We start from the raw sequence: 24584 nt of genomic DNA on the forward strand, positions 1-24584 counted from the left end.
GCGCGTAACGTGCGAGAGGTGTATTGCTCTGTGGAAAACCCCCGTCGCCCTGGTCATGCCGGCAGGCGTCGTACCACCGGCACCACACTGTTCGGTCAGTTGCTCACGGCCGCGGTCGAGTCCGCCGCGGCGTCGACAGCGGTCCGTGACAACCCCACCGGGCTACCCGACGATGCCCGCGAACTCACCTATCACGAGCTCGACGAGCGGTCCTCGCAGCTGGCGCGCGAACTCATCGACCGTGGCATGGGGGCAGGCGATGTCGTAGCCATCGCGATCGCCCGCTCGATCGAGTCCGTGCTCGCGGTGTGGGCCATCGCGAAAACCGGTGCCGCGTATGTGCCGGTCGACCCGTCGTACCCGGCGGACCGGATCGCGCACATCGTCGCCGACTCCGGTGCCACCATCGGCCTGACCACCGCGGCGCATCGCGCGTTCCTCGGTACCACCGCGTACTGGATCGAACTCGACGATCCGGTGGTCGCGCAGCGCATCGCCGTGCGGCCCGCGCACGCGGTGAGCTATGCCGACCGGGTCCGCCCGATCCACGAGGCGCACCCCGCCTACGTCATCTACACCTCCGGCTCCACCGGCAAACCCAAGGGCGTGGTGGTGACCCACGCGGGGCTGGCCTCGCTGGTCGCCGCCGAGGTCGAACACTTCGACGTGCACGCGGATTCACGGGTGCTGCACGTGTTCTCGCCGAACTTCGACGGGTCGGTGCTGGAACTGCTGCTGGCCTTCACTGTCGGGGCGACGCTGGTGATCTCACCGCCGCGGGTGTTCGGCGGCTTCGAACTGGCGCAGCTGCTGCGCCGCGAACGGGTCACCCACCTGCTGATCACGCCGGGCGCGCTGGGCTCGGTCGAGCCGGACGGGCTGCCGGATCTGTCGACGGTGATCGTCGCCGGCGACCGGTTCGGTCCGGATCTGGTGGGCCGCTGGGCCACCGACGGGCGCGCGGTCTACAACGGATACGGGCCCACCGAGGCGACCATCCTGGCCACCACCAGCGCGCCACTGCACGCGCACGCGCCGATCACCATCGGTCACGCGGTGCCGGGCATGGGGTTGTATGTGCTCGACGCGCGGCTGCAGCCGGTGCCCACCGGTGTGGTCGGCGAGCTGTACCTGTCGGGTCCCGCGCTCGCGCAGGGATATCTGGGCAGGCCGGACCTGACCTCGCAGCGGTTCGTCGCCTCGCCGTTCGGACCGGGCAGGCTGTACCGCACCGGCGACCTGGTGCGAAAGTTCGAACGCGACGGTGCGCTGGAGTTCTTGGGCCGCACGGACTTTCAGGTGAAGGTGCGTGGTTTCCGGATCGAACTCGGCGAGATCGACAACGCGCTGACCGCGCACGCGGACCTCGACCAGGCCGTAACCCTGGGCAGGACAATGCCTTCGGGCGCCACGGCCTTGGTCTCCTATGTGCTGCCGCGCGTGGGCCGCACGGTCGATACCGGCGCGCTGGCGGATTTCCTGGCGGAATCGTTGCCCGCGTACATGATTCCGTCGGTGATCATGGTCCTGGACACACTGCCGCTGACCTCGGTGGGCAAGGTCGATCGGGCCGCGCTGCCGACGCCGGTGTTCACCGTGCGCGGCTTCCGTGCCCCGGCCACGCCCGCCGAACAGGTGGTCGCGGATGTGTTCGCGGCACTGTTGCTGCGCGAGGGTGCGGGCCGGGTCGGTGCCGACGACGACTTCTTCGAACTGGGTGGTGACTCGCTGCTGGCCGCGCAGGCGGTGGCCCGCATCGGTGCCGCGCTGGATGTGCGCGTGCCGGTGCAGGCGGTGTTCGAAGCGCCGACGGTGGCCGCGTTGGCCAATCGTGCCGAGCACCAACGACTCGCGGCACAGGCGCTGCCGTTGACCCCGCGCCCGCGCCCCGAACTGATCCCGCTTTCCTATGCGCAGCAGCGAATGTGGTTCCTCAACCGCTTCGATCCGGCCTCGGCCATCGACAACATTCCCGTCACCGCGCGCCTGTCCGGCCGTCTGGACCTACCCGCCTTGCGCGCCGCGATCTCCGACCTGATCGCACGGCACGAGGTGCTGCGCACGCTCTACCCCGTGGCCGAGATGGACCGCGTGGCCGAGGGGGCCCGCGTGGCCGACGTGGCCCGCGTGGCCGACATGGCCCGTGTTGCCGACGTGGCCCGTGTTGCCGACGTGGCCCGTGTTGCCGACATGGCCCGTGTTGCCGACGTGGGCCGTGTTGCCGACGTGGGCCGTGTTGTCGATAAAGCCGCTGCGGCGGAATCGGATTCGCCCGCTACGGCCGGTCGTTCGGTGCTCGACGGCGAAGGCCATCAGGTGGTGCTCGCGGCGGGCGATCCGGCCGCGATGCCGCAGTTCGACATCGTCGAGGTGTCGGAGGACGAACTGACCACCGCGATCGCCGCCGTCGCGCTGACCGGCTTCGACGTCACCGCCGCGCCGCCGATCCGGGTGCGGGTGCTGGCCCTGTCGGACAGCGAGCACGTGGTGGTGTGCGTGGTGCACCACATCGCCGCCGACGGCTTCTCCTTCGCGCCGCTGACCAGGGACCTGCTCACCGCGTACGCCGAGCGGCGCGGCGGCGGCGCACCGGACTGGCCGCCGCTGCCGGTGCAATACGCCGACTACACGCTGTGGCAGCGCGAACTGCTCGGCGCCGAACACGACCCCGACTCGGTGCTGGCGCGGCAACTGGACTTCTGGCGCACGACCCTGTCGGGCTTGCCCGAGCAGCTCGAACTGCCCACCGACCGGCCGCGACCCGCGGTGGCCAGCCGGGCGGGCGGCATGCTGAGCATCCCGGTGCCCGCCTCGGTACACGGCGGCCTCGCCACGCTGGCCCGGCAGCACAACGCCACCCTGTTCATGGTGGTGCACACCGCCCTGGCAGTGTTGCTGGCCCGGCTGTCGGGCACCCGCGACATCGCCATCGGCACCCCGATCGCCGGTCGCGGCGAACAGGCGTTGGACGACCTGATCGGCATGTTCGTCAACACGCTGGTCCTGCGCACCGAGGTGGACCCCGCGCTGGCTTTCACCGACCTGCTGACCCAGGTCAGATCGGGCGACCTCGCGGCCTTCGGGCACGCCGACGTCCCGTTCGAGCGCCTGGTCGAACTGCTGGAACCGGTCCGCTCGACCGCGCGGCACCCGCTGTTCCAGGTGATGTTGACCTTCCAGAACCTGGCCCGCACCGACCTGGCACTGCCCGGTCTCGCGGTCTCGGCCGCCGATTTCACGGTGCCGCTGGCGAAGTACGACCTGCAGGTGGAGATCGCCGAACGGATCGGCAACGACGGTGCGCTACAAGGGCTTTCGGCCAACTTCGTCTACGCCACCGACCTTTTCGACCGCGCCACCGTCGCCGATTTCGCCGACCGTTGGACGCGCGTGCTCGCCGCGGTGGTGGCCGATCCGGCGAAACCGGTCGGCGATATCGACGTGCTCGCCCCCGGGGAACGGGAACTCGTTCTGCGCGAAGGTGATTCGCCCGGCATCGCGGTGCCCGAGGTGACGCTCGCCGACCTGCTCACCATGCAGGCGCAGCAGCGGCCGGAATCCATCGCGATCAGGGCGGGGGAGCGGTCGCTCACCTTCGCCGAGTTGCTCGGCCGCGCTTCGGCATCGGCGCGCGCGCTCATCGCCCAGGGTGCGGGCCCGGATTCCGTAGTGGCCGTGGCGGTTCCGCGCACCGAAGAGCTGCCGGTCGCGTTGCTGGCGGTGCTGTTGTCGGGCGCGGGCTACCTGCCGATCGACCCCGGCTACCCGGCGCAACGCCTGGAATACATCGTCGCCGACGCGAAACCCGCTGTGCTGCTGACGACTCCGGGCGAGTTCGAACTGCTGGCGCCGCTGTCGGGTCTGCCCGTGGTGCTGCTGCAGCACGCGCGTGACCACTCCGACGCGCCCCTGCACCCCACCGAACGCCGTGCGCCGCTGCGCCCCGACCACCTCGCCTACGTCATCTACACCTCGGGCTCCACCGGCGTGCCCAAGGGCGTGGGCGTGACCCACCGCAATGTGCTCGAACTGTTCGCCAACACCCAGCTGCTGTTCGCGTTCGACGAAGACGACGTGTGGACGATGTTCCACTCCTTCACCTTCGACTTCTCGGTCTGGGAACTGTGGTGCGCGCTGGCGGGCGGCTCGTCGGTGGTCGTGGTCGACCACATGACTTCCCGATCGCCGATCGAATTCCGCGAACTGTTGGCCCGCGAACACGTGACGGTGCTGAGCCAGACCCCCACCGCCTTCGCCCAACTCGACGAAGCCGACCGCGCCGCCCAAGCCGCGGGCTCTGCTCCGTTGCCGCTGCGCTACGTGGTGTTCGGTGGCGAGGAACTCGACCCGCGCAAGCTGCACCGCTGGTACGACCGCTACGGAAACGGTTCCGGCGCACCGGAACTGGTCAATATGTTCGGCATCACCGAAACGGCCGTGCACGCCTCGTACCAACTGTTGGCTCCCGAAGGCGAGCAGACCGAACTGCCCGGCAGTCTCATCGGGCGTGCGCTGCCCGGCCTGTCGATCGTCGTGCTCGACGACCGGCTGCGACCGGTCCCGTTCGGGGTGGCCGGTGAGCTCTACCTCGCGGGCCAGCAATTGGCGCGCGGCTACCTGGGTCGACCCGGCCTGACCGCCACCCGCTTCGTCGCCGACCCGTTCGGCGAACCCGGCGCTCGCCGCTACCGGTCCGGCGACCTCGGCCGTTGGATCGGTTTCCGTGGCACACCCACCCTCGAATACGGCGGCCGCGGCGATCATCAGGTCCAGCTGCGGGGTTATCGCATCGAACCCGGCGAGATCGAAGCCGCCCTGCTCCGTGTACCCGGCGTCGGGCAGGCCGTGGTCGTCGTGCGCGCCGACGAGCACGCCGGTGACCGGCTGATCGCCTACGTCGTCCCGGCGGCAGGCGCTGTCGAGCCCGCCGAGGACGTCGCCGCGAAAGCGCCGGTGGGAGCCCGGTTCGTCCGTGCCGACGGCGGCGGGGAACAGCCCGGCGAACCGGTCGGCGATCCCGTGGTCCTCGACGCGGTGGCCGTGCGCGCCGCCGTCGCCGAACGGCTCACCGGCTACCTGGTCCCCGACGCCGTGGTGGTGATTCCGGCGCTGCCGATGACCGCCAACGGCAAGCTCGACCGGGCCGCGCTGCCCGCACCGGAGTTCACCGCCGTCACCGCCTTCCGGGCACCGACCACGCCGATCGAACTCAGCGTCGCCGAGGTCTTCGCCTCACTGCTCGGAGTGCCCGAAGTGGGCCTGGACGACGACTTCTTCGACCGCGGCGGCAACTCCCTGCTGGCCACCAGGGCCATCGCCCGGGTGAACCACGCGCTCAGTACCGATCTCGTGGTGCGCGATCTGTTCGAGGCGCCGACCGTCGGCGCGCTGGCCGCCTGCGTGCGGCCCGGTTCGGTGGCCGCGCCGCGACCGCCGCTGATCCCGGCACAGGATCGCGGTGTGGTCCCGCTGTCGCCCGCGCAGCAGCGGATGTGGTTGCTCAACCGCATCGACCCGGACTCCCCGGCCTACAACATCGCGCTGGTGCTGCGACTGCGCGGCGCCCTTGACACCTCGGCCCTGCGCTACGCGGTCGCCGATGTGCTCGAACGGCACGAGGCCCTGCGCACGAGATTCCCGGTCGACGCGGAAGGCGTTGCGTACCAGGAGATCCTGCCCGTGCGCACGGTCCTGCCGACGGGCCTGCCCATCGAGGACTGCGTCGATCCCCGCGATCGGGTAATGCGCTTGGTCGCAGGCGGATTCGATGTCGCCGACCGAGTTCCCTTGCGCGCCGGGCTGTTCACCGCCCCGGGCGCGGACCCACTCGCCGAAGAAGAGCATGTGCTCGCCGTGGTGGTGCAGCACATCATCGCCGACGGCGCCTCCCTCGCCCCGCTGGCCCGCGACCTCGCGATCGCCTACCGGGCCCGCGTGGAAGGCCGGTCACCCAGCTGGGCCCCTCTGCCGGTGCAGTACGCCGACTACGCGCTGTGGCAGCGCGCGGTACTGGGCGACGAGAACGACGAACTGTCCACCGCCGCACAGCAACTGGCGTTCTGGCGGCACACCCTGGCCGGGCAGTCCGGCATCGTCGAACTGCCGCACGACCACCCCCGCCCCGCGCACGCCTCGCTGCGCGGCGCCGACGTGCGCACCACCCTGCCCGCCGACACACACGCGGCACTGGCCGAGATCGCCCGCGACCACAACGCGTCGCTGTTCATGGTCGTGCACGCCGCACTGGCGGTGCTGCTGGCCCGGATCTCCGGCAGTACCGACATCACGATCGGCACCCCGATCGCAGGCCGCGGCGAACCCGAACTCGACGACCTGGTCGGCATGTTCGTCAACACGCTGACCCTGCGCACCGACGTCGACCCCGACCGTGGCTTCGACGACATCGTCGGCACCGCACGCGAAGTCGGCCTCGCCGCGTTCGCCCACGCCGACCTACCGTTCGAACGGGTCGTGGAGGAACTGGCGCCCAGCGGCACGGTGTCGCACAACCCGCTGTTCCAGGTGGTGCTGTCGTTCCACAACAACGAGACACCGGTGCTGCGCCTGGCGGGCCTGACCATCGAGGCGATGGACACTGCGGCTCGCCCCGCCAAGTTCGACCTGCAGGTCGATATCGAACCGCGCCTGACTGCCGCCGGCGCACCCGACGAGATCGGCGTCGTGTTCACCTATGCCACCGACCTTTTCGACGAACCCACCGTCGAGGCGTTCGCGCGCGGGCTCACCGAGATCGTCACCGCGGTGGCCGCCGATCCCACGGTGCGAGTCGGCGACATCGACCTGCGCGACGCCAGGGAACGCGAACTGACCCCCGCCTCCTACGCGCCGGCACCGTCGGCCAACGGCGCCGCCTTGGCCGCGGAACTGGCGTCGGTCGTGGAGCAGGACCCGGACGCACCCGCCCTGGACTTCGGCGATGCGCACCTGACCTACGGCGAATTCGACGCCCGCTCCTCACAATTGGCGCGCTCGCTGATCGCCCGCGGCGCGGGACCGGGTACCGGCGTGGCCATCCGGCTCGACCGTGGCCTGGACTGCGCGATCGCCACCTGGGCCGTGCTCAAGGCCGGAGCCGCGGTGGTGCCGCTGATGACCATGGACGCGGGCCTGCCCGACCGCCCCGACCTCGAACTGAAACTCGGCCTGGCCCTGGACATCCTCGACGCGCCGGACGGTCTGGACTGGTACGACCTGGCCGACCCGGTCCTGATCACCGAGCTGGCCGCGGAATCGCCGCGCCCGATCGGCTACGCCCACCGCACCCGGGCCCTGCGCGGCGACGACGTGGCCTTCGTCGGGGGCGGGCGCACCCTGAGCTTCGACGCACTGGCCACCGCCGCCGAGCAGGTCGCGCACCGCACCGGATTCACCTTCGAATCGCGCACCCGCGCGGCGGGCAACCCCGATTCGGTGGCCGGAGTGCTCGAGATCGTCGCGGCCGGGATCGCCGGGGCGACGATGGTGTTGGGGACCGACGAGGGGGGTGCGGACGAGGTGAGCCACGTGTTCACCGAGTCCGCGGTGGCGGTCGCACGGCCCGGTGCGGGTACCGGTGCGAGGATTGTCGCGCTTGGTGAGATGATCGGCAGCGCCGGGCAGCCTCTCCAACGCCGCACGGTGGTCGAGATGGATGGATAGGTACGAGGTGTGAGCATGACCGGGCAACGGCAAGACGACTCCGTCGATCGGGCGGAACTGTCGTGACCCGGGCGAACCGGGCGCCGAGCCCCCGAGCTCGACAGCGCGGAAAGTCGCTGCCGCAACTGCTGTCGGTGGCAGTCGAGTCGAACCCGAACGGACTGGCGCTGTCCTGGGACGATGGGGTGTCCGCGCCGGTGCACTGGACCTACGCCGAGCTCGACGAGCGTTCCACCCGGCTGGCGCGGCTGCTGATCGCCCAGGGCGTCGGCCCGGAGGACCTGGTGGCCATCGGCATCCCGCGATCGCCGGAATCGGTGCTGGCGGTGTGGGCGGTGGCCAAGACCGGTGCCGCCTTCCTGCCCGTCGACCCGAACTACCCGCCCGCGCGGGTGCGCCACCTGCTCGCCGATTCCGGTGCGGGGCTGGGTCTCGCGGTCGGTGCCGCGATGGACCGGCTGCCCGACGGCGTGCCGTGGTTGTGTCTGGACGACGAGCAGGTGCGGCGCGCCTGCGAGGATCAGTCCGGGGATCCGGTGACCTTCGCCGACCGGGTGCGCCCGCTGCGGCTGCAGCATCCGGCCTACGTGGTGTACACGTCCGGGTCGACGGGTCTGCCCAAGGGTGTGGTGGTCACGCACGCCGGGCTGGCCGGCTACGGCGCGGAACAGCGCGCGCACTACGGGATCGAATCTTCCTCGCGCACTTTGCACTTCGCCTCGCCCTCGTTCGATGGTGCAGTGCTGGAACTGCTGATGGCGGTGAGCGCGGGCGCCACGATGGTGGTCGTGCCCGCGGGAGTTCTCGGCGGCCCCGAGTTGGCCGACGTGCTGCGCCGCGACGCGGTGACGCACATGTTCATCACCACCGCCGCGCTGGCAACGCTGGATCCGACCGGCCTGGACGACCTGGTCGTGGTCACCACCGGTGGCGAGGCGTGCCCGCCGGATCTGATCCGGCGCTGGGCCACGGGTTCGCGGCGGTTCCACGATTGCTACGGGCCGACCGAGGCCACCATCGTCACCAATATCAGTGTGCCGCTGGTGGTCGGCGACACGGTCACCATCGGGGCGCCGCTGCGTGGGGTGACCGAGTATGTGCTCGACGAACGCCTGGGGCGGGTGCCCGACGGGATGATCGGCGAGCTGTACATCGCGGGCAACGGGGTGGCGCGAGGCTACCACCGTGCGCCGGGCGCGACCGCTTGCCGGTTCGTGGCCGATCCCTTCGCCGACGCGCGGATGTATCGCACCGGCGATCTGGTGCGTCGACGGGTGGATGGCGCGTTGGAATTCGTGGGGCGCAACGACTTTCAGGTGAAGGTGCGTGGGTTCCGGATCGAACTCGGGGAGATCGACTCCGTGCTCACCGCGCACGACAGTGTCGACTTCGCAGTCACCGTCGGGCACGAAGTCGACAGCGAAACAACGATTCTCGCGGCCTATGTGCACGCCGCGCCCGGGACGTCGATCGACACCGAGGCACTGTTCGCCCATGCCGAGGCGCAGCTGCCCGCGCATATGGTGCCCACCTCGTTGACGGTGCTCGACACGATCCCGCTGACCCCCGTCGGCAAGCTCGACCGGGACGCGCTGCCCGCGCCGACACTGCGTGCCGAGGAATTCCGTGCGCCCGCCGGTGCGATGGAAGAGCTTGTCGCGCAGATCTTTACCGAACTGCTGGCGCCCGACAGCCCGGTCGGTGCCGATGACGACTTCTTCGCGCTCGGTGGGAACTCGCTGCTCGCGACCCGGGCCGCAGCTCGGCTCGGGGCGGAGCTGTCGGCTCGGGTCCCCGCCGGTCACGTATTCGACAGTCCCACTGTCGCAGCCCTTGCGGTCGCGCTCGAACCGTTGAAGGGGTCGGGTGAACACGCGCCGCTGACTCCGCGCGGGCGACCCGAGCTGGTTCCGCTGTCGCCGGCGCAGCAGCGGATGTGGTTCCTCAACCAGTTCGATCCCGCATCCACCGCCCAGACGGTCGGGTTCGCGCTGCGCCTGTCCGGGTCGTTCGACCCCCGTGCGCTGCACGCCGCCCTGATGGACCTGGTCGGCAGGCACGAATCCCTGCGCACCTGGTACCCGGAGCTCGACGGTGTCGGACATCAGGTCGTGCTGCCGTTGGCCGACGCGGTGCCCGACGTGCTGTTCGATGCGCTGTCCGACGACGAATTGCCATTGTGGCTGGCGGAATTCGCGGCCACCGGTTTCGATGTCACCGCGGGCGTGCCGTTGCGGGTGGCGTTGGCGGAGCTGGGCCCGCGTGAGCATGTGCTCGCGGTCGCGGTGCATCACATCACCGCCGACGGCGCCTCGATCAAGCCGCTACTGCGTGATCTGCTCGGCGCGTATCTGGCCCGACGCAACCGGTCACGGCCGAGTTGGCAGCCGCTGCCGGTGCAGTACGCCGACTACACGCTGTGGCATCGCGAACTACTCGGCGCCGAAACCGATCCCGACTCCCTTGCCGCCGTGCAGTTGTCGCACTGGCGGCACGCGCTGGCCGGGCTGCCCGACCGCCTCGACCTGCCCACCGATCGCCCGCGCCCCCCCGTATTCACCGGCCGCGGAGCCGAATTCGGCTTCAAGATCCCCGCGACAGTGCACACCGCGCTGGCCGAACTCGCCCAGCGCAGCGGCGCCTCCGAATTCATGGTCGTGCACGCGGCTTTCGCGGCGCTGCTGGGTCGCGTCGCGCACACCGACGACATCGCCATCGGCACCCCGGTGGCCGGACGTGGCGCCCGTGAACTCGACGACCTGATCGGCATGTTCGTCAACACCCTGGTGCTGCGCACGCACCTGGACGCACGCGCGAGCTTCGCGGAGTTGTTGCGCGAGACCAAGCGTGTCGACCTTTCCGCGTTCGCCAACGCGGACCTGCCGTTCGAGCGACTGGTGGAACTGCTCGACCCGGTCCGTTCGCAGGCCCATCACCCGCTGTTCCAGGTGGCCTTGTTCTTCCAGAATCTCGACCTGCCGAACCTACGACTACCCGGGCTCGACGCCACACCTGTCGAATTCGGGAGCGCGGTGGCACATTTCGATCTGCAGCTCACCATCGTGCCCGGCACCGATCCGGGGTCGCCGATGGAGGCGACCTTCACCTACGCCACCGATCTGTTCGATGCCGACACCATCGAAACCCTGGCGGCCCGGTTCACGCGCCTGCTCGACACGGTCTGCGCGGACGCCGATATCGCGATCGGTGATATCGACCTGCTGACCGAGGGGGAGCGGGAGCAGACGCTTGTCACCTGGAACGACACCCGCCATCCGGTGGTGGGGGAGTCGACGCTGGACGCGTATCGGCGTGCGGTGCAGACACATCCGGACGCTGTCGCGGTGGTCTTCGAGGACACCGAGCTGACGTATCGGCAGTTCGACGTGCGGGTCAATGCCCTGGCGCGAGTGCTGATCGCCGAGGGAATCGGCCCGGAAACGCTTGTCGGGCTTGCTATTCGGCGGTCACCTGAGCTCGTTGTCGCCATGTACGCGGTGCTCACCGCCGGTGGCGCCTACCTGCCGCTCGACCCTGATCACCCTGCCGAACGCACCGCGTACATCCTGGATACCGCCCGGCCTGCGTGTGTGCTGAGCCTCGACGACATCGAGGTGCCTTCGGGTACCACCGTTTTGCGCCTGGGCGAGCTGGATTTCACCGGCGTACACGGTGATCCGGTCCAGCCGGCCGAGTTGCTCGCACCGTTGCACCCCGAGCACCCCGCCTACGTCCTGTTCACCTCCGGCTCCACCGGCAAGCCGAAGGGTGTCGTGGTCTCGCACGCCGCCATTCACAACCAGCTGGTGTGGATGACGGCCAAATACCCACTGGCACTGGGTGATGTGTACCTGCAGAAGACCGCGACCACGTTCGACGTGTCGCTGTGGGGGTACTTCCTGCCGCTGCGCGTCGGCGCGAAACTGGTGCTGGCTTCGCCCGATGGTCACCGTGACCCCGCGTATCTGATCGACCTGATCGCACGGCACAAGGTGACCGTCACCGACTTCGTGCCGTCGATGCTCACCGCGTTCGCCGCGCAGGCAACCGCGCAGGGCCTGGAGTCCGTGCGGGAGATCTTCGTCATCGGTGAGGCGCTCCCGCCGGAGACCGTCGAGGCGATGGCGGCCGTCAGTTCGGCGCGGCTGCACAACCTGTACGGGCCCACCGAGGCGGCCGTGTCGGTGACCTACTGGCCCGCGCGCGCCGGCGAACGGTCGGTGCCGATCGGGTTGCCGCAGTGGAACTGTCGTGTGTACGTGCTCGATGCGCGTCTGCGGCCGGTCGCCCCCGGTATCGCGGGTGAGCTCTATCTCGCGGGCGATCAGTTGGCGCGCGGCTATGTCGGGCGGCCCGGGTGGACTGCCGATCGGTTCGTTGCCGACCCGTTCACGGCGGGTGCCCGGATGTACCGCACCGGTGATCTGGTGGTGTGGCGTCGGCCCGCGGGCAATGCGCCGCAGCGGCTGGACTACCTGGGGCGCACCGACTTTCAGGTGAAGTTCCGTGGGCAGCGGATCGAGCTCGGTGAGATCGAGGCGGCTCTGCTCGCGCAGGAGGGCGTCAGCCAGGCTGTGGCAGTGGTCGTTTCGACCGAGCTGGGCGATCAGCTGGTCGGCTACGTCGTGCCCGCGCCCGGGCAGACCGCTGCGGCCGATCGGTTGCTGGCGCTGGTCGCGAAAATCCTTCCTGCGTACATGGTTCCGGCGTCGATCACCGTGCTCGACGAGTTGCCGCTCAACCCCAGCGGCAAACTCGACCGCAAGGCCCTCCCGGCACCGAGCTTCGCCGCACGGGCTTTCCGTGCGCCGAGCACCGGGCCGCAGCGACTGGTCGCTGAGGTATTCGGGGAAGTGTTGGGCCGCAACGAGATCGGCGCCGACGATGACTTCTTCGCCCTCGGCGGAAACTCCCTGATCGCCACCCGCCTGGTCGCCCGCCTCGGTGCCGCCACCGGTGATCGGGTCGCCGTGCGTACGGTTTTCGAAGCCCCTACCGTCGCGGGACTTGCCGCGACTCTGCACCCCGAGTCGGTCACCACACCCGCCAGCAGTATCACCGTGCTGCCGCGCCCCGCCGAGCTGCCGCTCTCGCCGGCTCAGCGCCGCATGTGGTTCCTCAACCGCTTCGACCAGGGCACCGCCGCCTACAACCTCCCCTTCGCGCTACGCCTGACCGGCTCCCTCGACCTGTCCGCCCTCACCGCCGCCCTGCACGACGTGCTGGCCCGGCACGAGGTCCTGCGCACGATCTACCCCGACACGGACAACGGCCCGATCCAGCAGATCCTGCCGGTCGACGAGGTGCACCTCGACCTCGAACCGGCGGTGGTTGCTGATGTCGCGGCGCGGGTGACTGCCCTGGCCTCGACCACGTTCGATGTGACGGCCGAGGTTCCGCTGCGGATCCGGCTGTTCGATGTCACGGGCGACGCGCCCACCGAACACGTGCTCGCCGTGGTGGTGCACCACATCGCCGCGGACGCCTCCTCGATGGCGCCGCTGGTGCGCGATCTGACCACCGCCTACGTCGCTCGTGCCGCGGGTCGCGCGCCGGAGTGGGCCCCGCTGCCCGTGCAGTACGCCGACTACGCGCTGTGGCAGGAGAACCGGCTCGGCACGGAAACAGATGCCGACTCGACTGCCGCCCAACAGCTCTCGTTCTGGCGCTCCGAACTTGCCGACCTGCCGGACCTGCTGGAACTCCCCACGGATTACCCGCGTCCCGCCGTCGCCTCGCTCGCGGGTGGTCGGGTGCCGGTGCGCATCGATGCCGCTACCCACGCGGCGCTGGCGAATATCGCCCGCGACAGTGGTGCGACCGTATTCATGGTGTTGCACACCGCTTTCGCCGTGCTGCTCGCTCGACTGTCGGGTGCCGAGGACGTGGCAGTGGGCACTCCTGTCGCCGGACGGGGTGAGCGCGAACTCGACGATCTGATCGGCATGTTCGTCAATACCGTCGTGCTGCGTACCCGCTATGACGGCGGTGCCGCGTTCACCGATCTGCTTGCCGCACAACGCAGCAGCGATCTGGCCGCGTTCGCCGCCGCCGACATTCCGTTCGAGCAGCTGGTCGAGGTGCTCGATCCGCCGCGCTCCACCGCACGCCACCCGCTGTTCCAGGTGGGCTTGTCGTTCCAGAATGTGGACCACGCCGCGCTGGAACTGCCCGGGCTTCGGATCGCGCCCGTCGCGACGGAACTGCCTGTCTCCCAATTCGATCTGCACCTGATCGTCGGCGACGGCTACGACGCGGACGGATCGCCCGCCGGTATCGAGGGCTTCCTCACCTACGCCACCGACCTGTTCGACACCGCCACCGTCGCGGCGTTCGTCGACCGACTGGCGCTGCTGCTCGACGCGGTCGTGCGTGATCCTGCCGTCGTGGTTGGCGATGTCGACCTGCGTACCGATGCGGAACGTGCCGCTGAGATCGTCAGCGGGGCAGCCGATCTCGCTGTACCGGGCGGAACGCTGGCCGATCTACCGCTGGACGCGCGCCCCGACGCGGTGGCGCTCGTCGCCGATCTACCAGAGGGCCGCCTCGAACTCACCTACGCCGAGTTCGACTCCCGCGTGAACAGGCTCGCACGCCACCTGATCTCGATCGGCGTAGGCCCGGAATCCCTGGTCGCGCTCGCACTCCCGCGCTCGATCGACCTTGTCGTCGCCATGTACGCGGTGGCCCGTTCCGGCGGCGCCTACGTGCCCATCGACCCCGACCAGCCCGCCGACCGCACCGACTACATCCTCCACACCGCGGCCCCGATCTGCGTGCTGTCCAACGGTTTCCGCACCGACGCCGCACCCGTGGTGCGCGTCGACCACCCGGTGATCGCCTCCGCCGACCCCGGCCCCATCGCCGATGCCGACCGTCGTGCCCCGCTGCGCCCGGAGAACACCGCCTACGTCCTGTTCACCTCCGGCTCCACCGGCCGCCCCAAGGGTGTCGCGGTGCCGCACGCGGCCGCGATCAACCAATTGCAGTGGCTGCGCGGCGAATTCGGCACCGATGCCGACGACGTGTTCCTGCTGAAGACCCCCGCCACCTTCGACCTGTCGGTCTGGGAATTCTGGTCCGCCGCCGTCTGCGGTGCCCGCTTGGTGATCGCCGCTCCCGACGGACACGGTGACCCCGCCTACCTCGACACCCTCATCGCCGACACCGGCGTCACCACCCTGACCGCGGTGCCGTCCCTGCTCGACGTCATGACCGGCTACTGGGAGTCGCGCTCCCGCCAGGTAGAACATGAGCTCGGCTCGCTGACTCGGATCCTCGCGATCGGCGAGGTCCTGCCCGCGACACTGGCCCAGCGCCTGCTGAAAGCGTTGCCCGGCACCAGGATCGACAATTTGTACGGTCCGACCGAGGCCGCCGTCTCGGTCACCGACCACCGCGTCACCCCCGCGGACGTGCTGACCGTGCCGATCGGCGCCCCCGAGTGGAACAGCCGCGTGTACGTGCTCGACGAGCGACTGCGCCCCGTCGCCCCCGGCATCAGGGGAGAGCTCTACCTCGGCGGCGTCCAACTCGCCCGGGGCTACCTGCGCAAACCGGCCCTGACCGCCGAACGCTTCCTCGCCGACCCCTTCGAACCCGGTGCCCGCATGTACCGCACCGGCGATCTTGTCACCCGCACTGCGGCAACTGGGGAGCTGATCTTCCAAGGGCGCACGGACTTCCAGGTCAAGGTGCGCGGCTTCCGCGTCGAGCCGGGCGAGATCGAGGCCGTCCTGCTCGGCCTGCCCGATATCGCGCAGGCTGCGGTCCTGGCCCGCACCGATTCGGGCATCGGGGACCGGCTCGTCGCCTACGTGGTCGGCCGCGAAGCAGACGTGAATCTCGATGTCGCCCAGTTGAAGTCAGCACTGGCCGACCGGCTACCGGACTACCTCGTCCCCGACGCGTTCGTGGTGCTCGACGAGCTGCCTTTCTCCGCCAACGGCAAGCTGGATCGAAAAGCATTGCCCGCGCCCGAATTCGAGCCCGCCTCGTTCCGAGCGCCCACCACCCCCACCGAACAACTGATCGCCGAGGTCTACGCCGAGATCCTCGCGGCCCCCACCGTCGGCGCCGATGACGATTTCTTCGCCCTCGGCGGCAACTCCCTGCTCGCCACCAGGGCCGCCGCCCGCATCGGCACCGCCCTGGACCGCACGGTCGCCGTCCGCCTGCTGTTCGAAGCCCCGACCGTCGCCGAACTCGCCCAGCGCGTGCACCGAGCCGACGAGTCCACCACCCAGCCGATGATCGCCGCCCCGCGTCCCGAGCGCCTGCCCCAGTCGCCGGCGCAACAGCGGATGTGGCTGCTCAACCGCCTCGACCCCGACGCCACCGTCTACAACATCCCCGCCGCCCTGCGCCTCACCGGCACCCTCGACCTGCCCGCGCTCAGCCTCGCGGTCGCCGATGTCTTCGCACGTCACGAGGTGTTGTGCACCCGCTACCCGGCACACGGGTTCCAGGATGTGCTCGCACCCGACGCGGTGCGGGTGGATCTGACCCCCGTCGAGATCACCGAAGACACCCTCCTCGACCAGGTGCGCCGCGTCGTCACCACCGGATTCGACGTCACCGCCGAACCCCCCGTCCGGCTGCGACTGCTGCGACTGACCGCGCACGACCACGTCCTGGTCTTCGTCGCCCACCACATCAGCGCCGACGGCTTCTCGATGGGCCCGCTCACCCGCGACCTCGTGCAGGCCTACACCGCCCGCACCGCAGGCACAGCTCCCACCTGGTCACCGCTCCCGCTGCAGTACGCCGATTACGCGGTGTGGCAACGGGATTTGCTCGGCGACGAGACCGACCCCGCCTCCATCGCAGCCACCCAACTGGCCTACTGGCTCGACGAACTCGCCGGTCTGCCGGAGGACATCGCGCTGCCCGCCGACCGTCCGCGCCCGGCGCACCAGTCCTTCACCGGCGCGACCACTGCCTTCGATATCGACCCCGAACTGCACGCCGAGCTCGTCAAACTAGCTCGCGCACAGGGCGTTACGGTGTTCATGGTCGTGCAGTCCGCGCTCGCGGTGCTGCAGGCCCGCCTGTCCGGCACCGACGACATCGCCATCGGCACCCCGATCGCGGGCCGCGGCGCCCGGGAACTCGACGACCTGGTCGGCATGTTCGTCAACACCCTGGTGCTGCGCAGTCGGATCACCGAGAGTCAGCCGTTCACCGCACTGCTGGCCCAGATCCGCGACACCGACCTGCGCGCCTTCGCCCACGCCGACATCCCGTTCGAGCGGGTCGTCGACGCGATCCAGCCCACCAGATCGGCCGGTAGGCACCCGCTGTTCCAGGTGGCGCTGTCGTTCGACAACCTCGCCCCGGTCGCCTTCGAACTGCCCGGAATCACCGTGGGCGCGCTCGATGCCCGCACCGGCGAGGCCCAGTTCGACCTGCTGCTCACCGTGCGCGAGCACAACGGCGGCGTGCATGCCGAATTCACCTATGCCACGGATCTTTTCGATGAGGCAACCGTCGAGAGCTTCGGCAAGCGGTTCACCCGACTACTCGCGGCCGTGGTCGCCGACCCGGAAGCGGCCGTCGGCGATATCGCCCTGCTCGACTCCGCCGAACTCGCCGCGCAGACCACCTTCGCGGGCCCGCCCGCCGAACCGGCACGCACCCTCGCCCAACTGATGGCCGACGCGGTACACGCCAACCCCACCGGCATCGCCCTGCGCGGCGACGGTCGCGGCTTCACCTACACCGACCTCGACGCCGCCGCCAACCAGCTGGCCCGCGGCCTCATCGCCCGTGGTGCGGGCCCGGAAACCGCTGTCGCGGTGGCGATCCGACGCTCGGTCGAATCGGTGCTCGCGGTCTGGGCGATCGCCCGCACCGGCGCGATGATCGTGCCGATCGACCCCGACTACCCCGCGCAGCGGATCACCCACATGGTCGCCGACTCGGGTGCCGTCTTCGGCATCACCCTCGCCGCCGAACTACCGGGCCTGCCCGAACTGCCCGGTGGCGGCTGGGTCGCGCTCGACGACCGGGCCTTCACCGCCGAGATCGCCACCTGCGCGACCATCGCGCTGCGCGAGATCGAACTGCTGGCACCGCCCAACACCGGCAACCCCGCGTACCTGATCTACACCTCCGGCTCGACCGGCCGCCCCAAGGGTGTCGTGGTCACCCACGCTGGACTCGCCAACTTCTGCGCCGAACAGAAACAGCGCTACCACCTCGACTCCGACACGCGCGCACTGGCTTTCGCGTCGCCGTCGTTCGACGCGGCCATGCTGGAACTGCTGCTGGCCATCGGCGGCGCGGGCACCCTGGTAGTCGCGCCCGCCGGCTTCGTCGGCGGCACCCAGCTGGCCGAACTGATCCGCACCGAAGGCGTGACCCACGCCTTCCTCACCCCCACGGTCCTGGCCACCCTCGACCCCGACGGCGTCCCCGGCCTGCGCGCGGTGATCGTCGGCGGCGAACACGTCCCCACGGAACTAGCGCAACGCTGGAACACGCTGCCCCAGCGCAACTTCCACAACGGTTACGGCCCCACCGAAACCACCATCATGACCACCATCAGCGACCCGCTGCACCCCGGCGACCCCGCCCACATGGGCGGCCCGATCCGCGGCGTCCGCGCGGTGATCCTGGACGCCCGCCTGCGCCCGGTCCCCGCAGGCGTCACCGGCGAGCTCTACCTCGCCGGCATCCAGCTCGCTCGCGGCTACCACCAGCGCCCAGCCCTGACCGCATCCCGCTTCATCGCCGACCCCTTCGGCGATCAACCCACCGCCGAACCGCACCAACAGTCGCCCGAGGCCGGGTTGGACGCCAGCCAGGTGCGGACCGGTGGTGGGTCTATCAGCGGCGTTTCGGTGAGCGACACCCACAGGTCGACCGGTCCCGTGCCCACCACCGCGGGAAATGGCACCCGGCTCTACCGAACCGGCGACCTGGTCCGCCGACGCGGTGATGTCCTGGAGTTCATGGGCCGCAACGACTTCCAGGTCAAGATCCGCGGACTGCGCATCGAACTCGGCGAGATCGACGCCGTACTCACCGCCGCCCCCGGCGTCACCTGGGCCACCACGGTCGGCCGCGACAACGGCACCGGCTCGACCATGCTGGTCTCGTATGTCCTCGGCCAGAACCTCGACCCCGCCGAGCTCACCGCACACGCGGCAAACACGCTGCCCGACTACATGGTCCCGGCCACGATCATCGTCCTCGACGAAATCCCGCTGACTCCCGTCGGCAAGCTCGACCGGCGCGCACTACCCGACCCGGCCACCACCCGCAGCGAACATCGCCCACCGCGCACCCCCGCCGAAAAGGCCATCGCCCGCGTGATCGCCGACGTACTCGGCCGAGACGGCATCGGCCTCGACGACGATTTCTTCGCACTGGGCGGCGACAGCATCACCGCCATCCAGGTCGTCGCCCGCGCCGCCACCGCCGGTGTCGTACTCCGCCCGCGCGACCTGTTCGACGCGCGCACCATCGCCGCGATCGCGGGCCGCGCCCAGATCACCGTCGAACCGGGCGCCCCCGCCACCTCGCTGCCGCTCACCGCGACCGCCGCCCAGCTCATCGAAGCGGGGGAGGCCGCGGTCGAACCGCGCGCGGTGCTGCTGGCCGTGCCCGCCGACTGCCCGGACACCGCCGTCGCCGCCGCCGCGACCGCGGTGATGAACCAGCACCCGATGCTGTGGGCCCTGCTCGACCGCACCGGCGACACCCCGGTCCTGCGCATCCCGCCGCCCGACGACCGCACCGGCGGCGCCTTCCGCAAGCTCGACACCGACGACGGTGAGGCCTCGCTGCCCGTCGACGACATCGTCGCCGCGGCCGCCGCGGCACTGGACCCGGACGAGGGTCGCAATATCCACTTCATCCTCACCGGCGACGGCGAGAACCCCGCCACGCTGATCGTGGTCGCCAATGCCCTTGTCCTGGACGAGAGTTCGTGGCGGTCGATCGTGGACCAGCTGACCACCGCGTGGAGCCGCGGCCGCCACGCCGCACCGTCCGCCCCCGACGCGGGCCTGGGTGACCTGGTGCGCAGGCTCGCCGACTACCCGTCCACCGACGCCGCGCGCACCGAACGCGAGTACTGGCATCGCGCGATCCGTTCCAGGGCAGGCGAATCCGTCGACCTGCACCTGCGCAACCGGGTCTCGCTGAGCATCACCGGCGAGGGCACCGGCGCCGTCGGCACCGTCGCCGAGGCCTACCGCGCCACCGTCGACGAGGTGCTGCTCACCGCCGCCGCGCTGGCCCTGCACACCGCCGCCGATTCCGCCGCGGTCCGGGTGATCGGCACGGTCGTACGGCTGCGCGCGGACCAGCGCCTGCTCGGCAAGGCCGACGCGGAGAACGTGGTCGGCGGCTTCACCACCGACTACCCGCTGTCGCTGCGCCTGGACGGCATCGACACCGCCGATGCCCTGGTCGGCGGTCCCGCCGCCGGGACCGCCCTGGCCCAGATCAAGGAGCTGCGCCGCGCGGTCCCCGCCCACGGCGCCGGATTCGGCCTGCTGCGCTACCTCGACGCCGAGACCTCCGACAGCGTCCGCGCCCTGGACCGCGGCCGCTTCGCGGTGCGCCTGCGCGACCTGCGCCCGGCCCGCGTGCACACCGACGTCGCCGCCGACGACCTGGCGCTGGTCCTCACCGTCGACGCCACCGACGACGGCATGGTCGCCCGATTCGACTACGCCACTGCGGTGCTCACCGCCGATGAGGTCAAAACCTTTGCCGAACACTGGATTCGCGCGCTGGGTGGCCTCGCCGAACACGGATTACAGCCCGGCGCAGGCGGATTCACCCCGTCGGACTTCCCCCTGGTCCGCATGGGCCAGACCGAACTGAATCGCCTGACCCGCCGCTACCCGCTGATCAGCGACATCTGGCCGGTGACCCCGCTGCAGTCGGGCATGCTGTTCCACGCGCTGCTGGCTGAGAACTCGGTGGACCCCTACCTCACCCAGTTCGTCCTGCACCTGGATCCCGCCGTGGACGACCGACGCCTGCACCAGGCCGCACAGGCCGTGCTCGACCGACACGACAACCTGCGCGTGGCCTTCGCCACCGACGCCGCGGGCACCCCGCTGCAGGTGGTCGGCGACGACATCGACGTGCCATGGCGGGTCATCGATGCCGACGACCAGGCCTACCAGCGCATTCGCGCCACCGACCTGGCCACGCACTTCGACATGACCGCCGCCCCGCTGCTGCGGTTCACCCTGGTCCGCACCGCCGACAGCGCCCACCTGCTGGTCACCAGCCACCACATCCTGATCGACGGCTGGTCCATGCCGCTGCTGCTGCAGGAACTGCTCACCGCCTACGCGCTGGGCGCCCGCAGCAGGCGTCTGCCCAAGGTCGCGCCCTACCGCGACTACCTGGCCTGGCTCGCCGACCAGGACCTCGAGGCCGCAAGGACCGCCTGGCGCAGCGCACTGACCGGCCTCGCCGAGCCGACCCCGCTGGCTCCGGTCGATCACGGCCGCGAAATCACCACGGGCACCGGCGAAACCGGCTTCGCGCTGGCACCGGCCGACACCACCGCGCTGCGCGAACTCGCCGCGAGCCTGGGCGTCACCGTGAACACCGTGGTCCAAGCGGCATGGGGACTGCTCATCGCGCGCCTGGTCGACCGCGACGACGTGGTGTTCGGCGCCACCGTGTCCGGCAGGCCCGCCGAACTCGACGGCGTGGAACGCATGGTCGGGCTGTTCCTCAACGCCATTCCGGTGCGCGTGCGGCTGACTCCCGGCGCCACCGTTGCCGAACTGCTGCGCACAGTGCAACACGAGCAGGCCGCCCTGCTCGACCACCACCACCTGGGGCTGGGCGAGATCCAGGAGATCGCGGGCATCGACGCCCTGTTCGATTCGCTGGTGGTGTTCGAGTCCTTCCCGGTCGACCGCGAAACGCTAGCCGCCGCGTCCGTGACCGTCACCGGCATGGACGCGGTCAACGGCACCCACTACCCGCTGACCGTGCAGGTCGTGGCGGACGAACAACTACGGGTGTCGGTGAAATACCTGCGCGATGTGTTCGGCGAGGACACCGCACACGCGCTGGCACAACGGTTTTCGATGCTGCTGGCGAAGTTCACCGCCGACCCGCAGGCCAGGATCGCTGAGCTCGACGTGCTGCTGGCCGAGGAACGCGCGACCCTGTCCGCGCTCAACGCCACCGACGCACCCGAACTGCTCGACGAGACCACCCTGCTGTCGCTGTTCGACGCACAGGTCACACGCACACCGCACGCCACCGCCCTGGTCGACGGCGAAACCAGTTACACCTACGCCGAATTCGACGAACGGGTGCGCAAGGCCGCGTCCGCGCTGCACGCGCACGGGGCCGGTCCCGAGACGCTGGTCGCCGTGGCGATGCGGCGCGGAATCGACCTGGTGACCGCGATCTACGCGGTGCTGCGAACCGGGGCGGCGTATGTCCCGGTCGACCCGGATCAACCCGAACGGGTGCTGGCCGCGGCTGGTCCGATCTGCGTGGTCGCCGCACCGGGTTTCGCCGCCGACGTTCCCGTCGTCGAACTCGACACTGCGGCAACGGAAGTAGTCGACTTCGCGATGCCGGTAGCCGACAACCTGGCCTACGTCATCCACACCTCCGGCTCCACCGGAACCCCCAAGGGCATCATGCTCACCCACCGCCAACTGGTCAACCAGTTCCGCTGGGCACAGCGCGCCTACCCCCACGGCCCCGGTGACGTGGTCCTGCACAAGACCCCGATCACCTTCGACATCGCCGCATGGGAACTGTTGTGGCCGTTGCAGACCGGCGCCACCGTGGTCATCGCCGCGCCCGACGGTCACCGTGATCCGGCCTATCTGGCCGAGGTGATCGTCGAACGGGCCGTCACCACCGTGCACTTCGTGCCTTCGATGCTGGACGCGTTCCTCGACGAACCCGGTGAACTGCCCTCGCTGCGAAGGGTATTCGCCGCGGGCGAGACACTGTCCTCCTCGACGGCCGCACGATTCGCCCAGGTCCTGCCGGGTGCGAAGCTGTTCAACTGGTACGGCCCCGCCGAGGCGACCGTCGTCACCGCGACGGAGTCGGTGGACACCGCCGCCGTGAACAGCCCGATCGGCACCCCGGTGGCCAACACGCGCGTGCACGTCCTGGACCGGCAGCTGCGCCCCGTCCCGCCCGGCACGGCAGGCGAGCTGTACCTGGAAGGCGTGCAACTGGCGCGCGGGTACCTCGGCGCGCCCGCCCTCACCGCCGAACGCTTCATCGCCCACCCCGGCGGCAGGCTGTACCGCACCGGTGACGTTGTCCGCTGGACTGCGGCCCAGAGCTTGGAATTCCTGGGCCGCACCGACTTTCAGGTGAAACTGCGCGGCCAGCGTATCGAACTCGGCGAAGTCGAGGCCGTCCTGAAAACCCACCCCAGCGTTCGCCACGCGGTAGTCGCGCTCGTCCACGGCCCGACCGGCGATCGCCTGGTCGGCTACGTGGTGCCCACCGCGCAAGAAGTCGATACCACACCTGCCCCTGCTCGCCCACAGGGCTATTCGATCGAAAGCGGCACCAGCGAACCAGGTTTCGACGAGGCGGCTTTGCTGGCCCACGCCAGGACGGCGCTGCCCTCGTACATGGTCCCCGCGACCCTGGTGGCCCTGAAGTCCCTGCCGCTCAACGCCAGCGGCAAACTCGACCGCAACGCCCTACCGGCCCCCGCCACCACCACCCGCGCCTACCGACCCCCGACCACACCGCTGCAGCGCGCCGTCGCCGAGGTCTACGCGGAGGTGCTCGGGGCGGGCAAAGTCGGTCTCGACGACGACTTCTTCGAACTGGGCGGCAACTCGCTGATCGCCACCAAGGCGATCAGCCGACTGCGCACCCGCGTCGGCGCCGAAGTCCGCGTGCAGTGGTTCTTCACCGACGCCACCGTCGCCGCACTGGCCGACCGCATCGACACCGCCCAGTCCGCGGGCAGCGACCCCGACCTCGAATCCGACGACGCCCTCGGCGTCATGTTGACCATCCGCAACCGGGTCCCGCACGGCACCGAAGCCGCAGGCGCGCTGTTCTGCATCCACCCGATGTACGGCCTGTCCTGGTGCTATGCCGGTCTGGCGCAATACATTCCGGCCAGACGGTCGATCTTCGGCCTGCAGTCACCCGCGCTCAGCGAAGCAGGCTACCTGCCCGGCACCCTCGCCGACATGGCCCGCCGCTACGTCACCGAGATCAGGGCGCAGCAGCCGCACGGACCGTACCGGCTGCTGGGCTGGTCGCTGGGCGGTGTGCTCGCGCACGCCGTGGCCACCGAACTGCAGGCGGCGGGGGAGCGGGTGTCGCTGCTGGCGATGCTGGACTCGCACCCCGATATCGACGTGCCCGACTTCCACACCGCGGTGCGCGACGCACTGGCCGAACTGGGCGTCGACATCACCGCGGCGCTGCCCGCCGAGGGCGTGCGCGAACTCAGCGACGACGCGCTGGCCGCCCTGCACGCCATCATCCCGGCCAACATGGCGGTGCTCACCCCCGAACGCGTGCGCCGCATCTACCGCAGCGCGGTGCGCTCGGCGGAACTGATCGCGCAGCACCGGCCCGCGGTGTTCCGGGGCGAGCTCGAGTACTTCAGCGCGCTGGGACATGAGGCGGCGGCGGCCAATTGGGCCCCGTATGTCGACGGCGCGGTGCGTGATCGGCCGGTCGCGGTGGTGCATGATCAGATGACCTCACCGCAGGCGCTGGCCGAAATCGGGCCACGCCTGGCCGAACTGCTCGACGCCGGTGACCGAGCGGCCGGGACGCGATAACGAATACGCCCGGCCGCAGTGACATCGGTGATACCCGTGAGGCATGATGTGACCGCGCTGTTGTACCGATTACACTTCGTGCCCCGGCAGGGGCGCGGACCGAGTCGAATTCGAGACGAAGCGAAGGTGCGAAATTGATGCGTC

Annotated in this window: 2 protein-coding genes; both read left to right on the plus strand. The window is 70.1% G+C overall.

What is annotated here, in order from left to right:
* Positions 1-30: 30 nt before the first annotated feature.
* Positions 31-7659, plus strand: coding sequence for an amino acid adenylation domain-containing protein (locus tag ACFWU5_RS05445; RefSeq protein WP_379266294.1), 7629 nt, complete (start codon positions 31-33; stop codon positions 7657-7659).
* Entirely contained in the window at positions 7656-24440 is a 16785-nt protein-coding gene (locus ACFWU5_RS05450; RefSeq protein WP_379266337.1) for an amino acid adenylation domain-containing protein, read from the plus strand. Before ACFWU5_RS05445 ends, ACFWU5_RS05450 begins: the two co-directional genes overlap by 4 nt.
* Positions 24441-24584 lie beyond the last annotated feature (144 nt).

This window comes from Nocardia sp. NPDC058640 (assembly GCF_042716995.1).
GTDB lineage: Bacteria > Actinomycetota > Actinomycetes > Mycobacteriales > Mycobacteriaceae > Nocardia.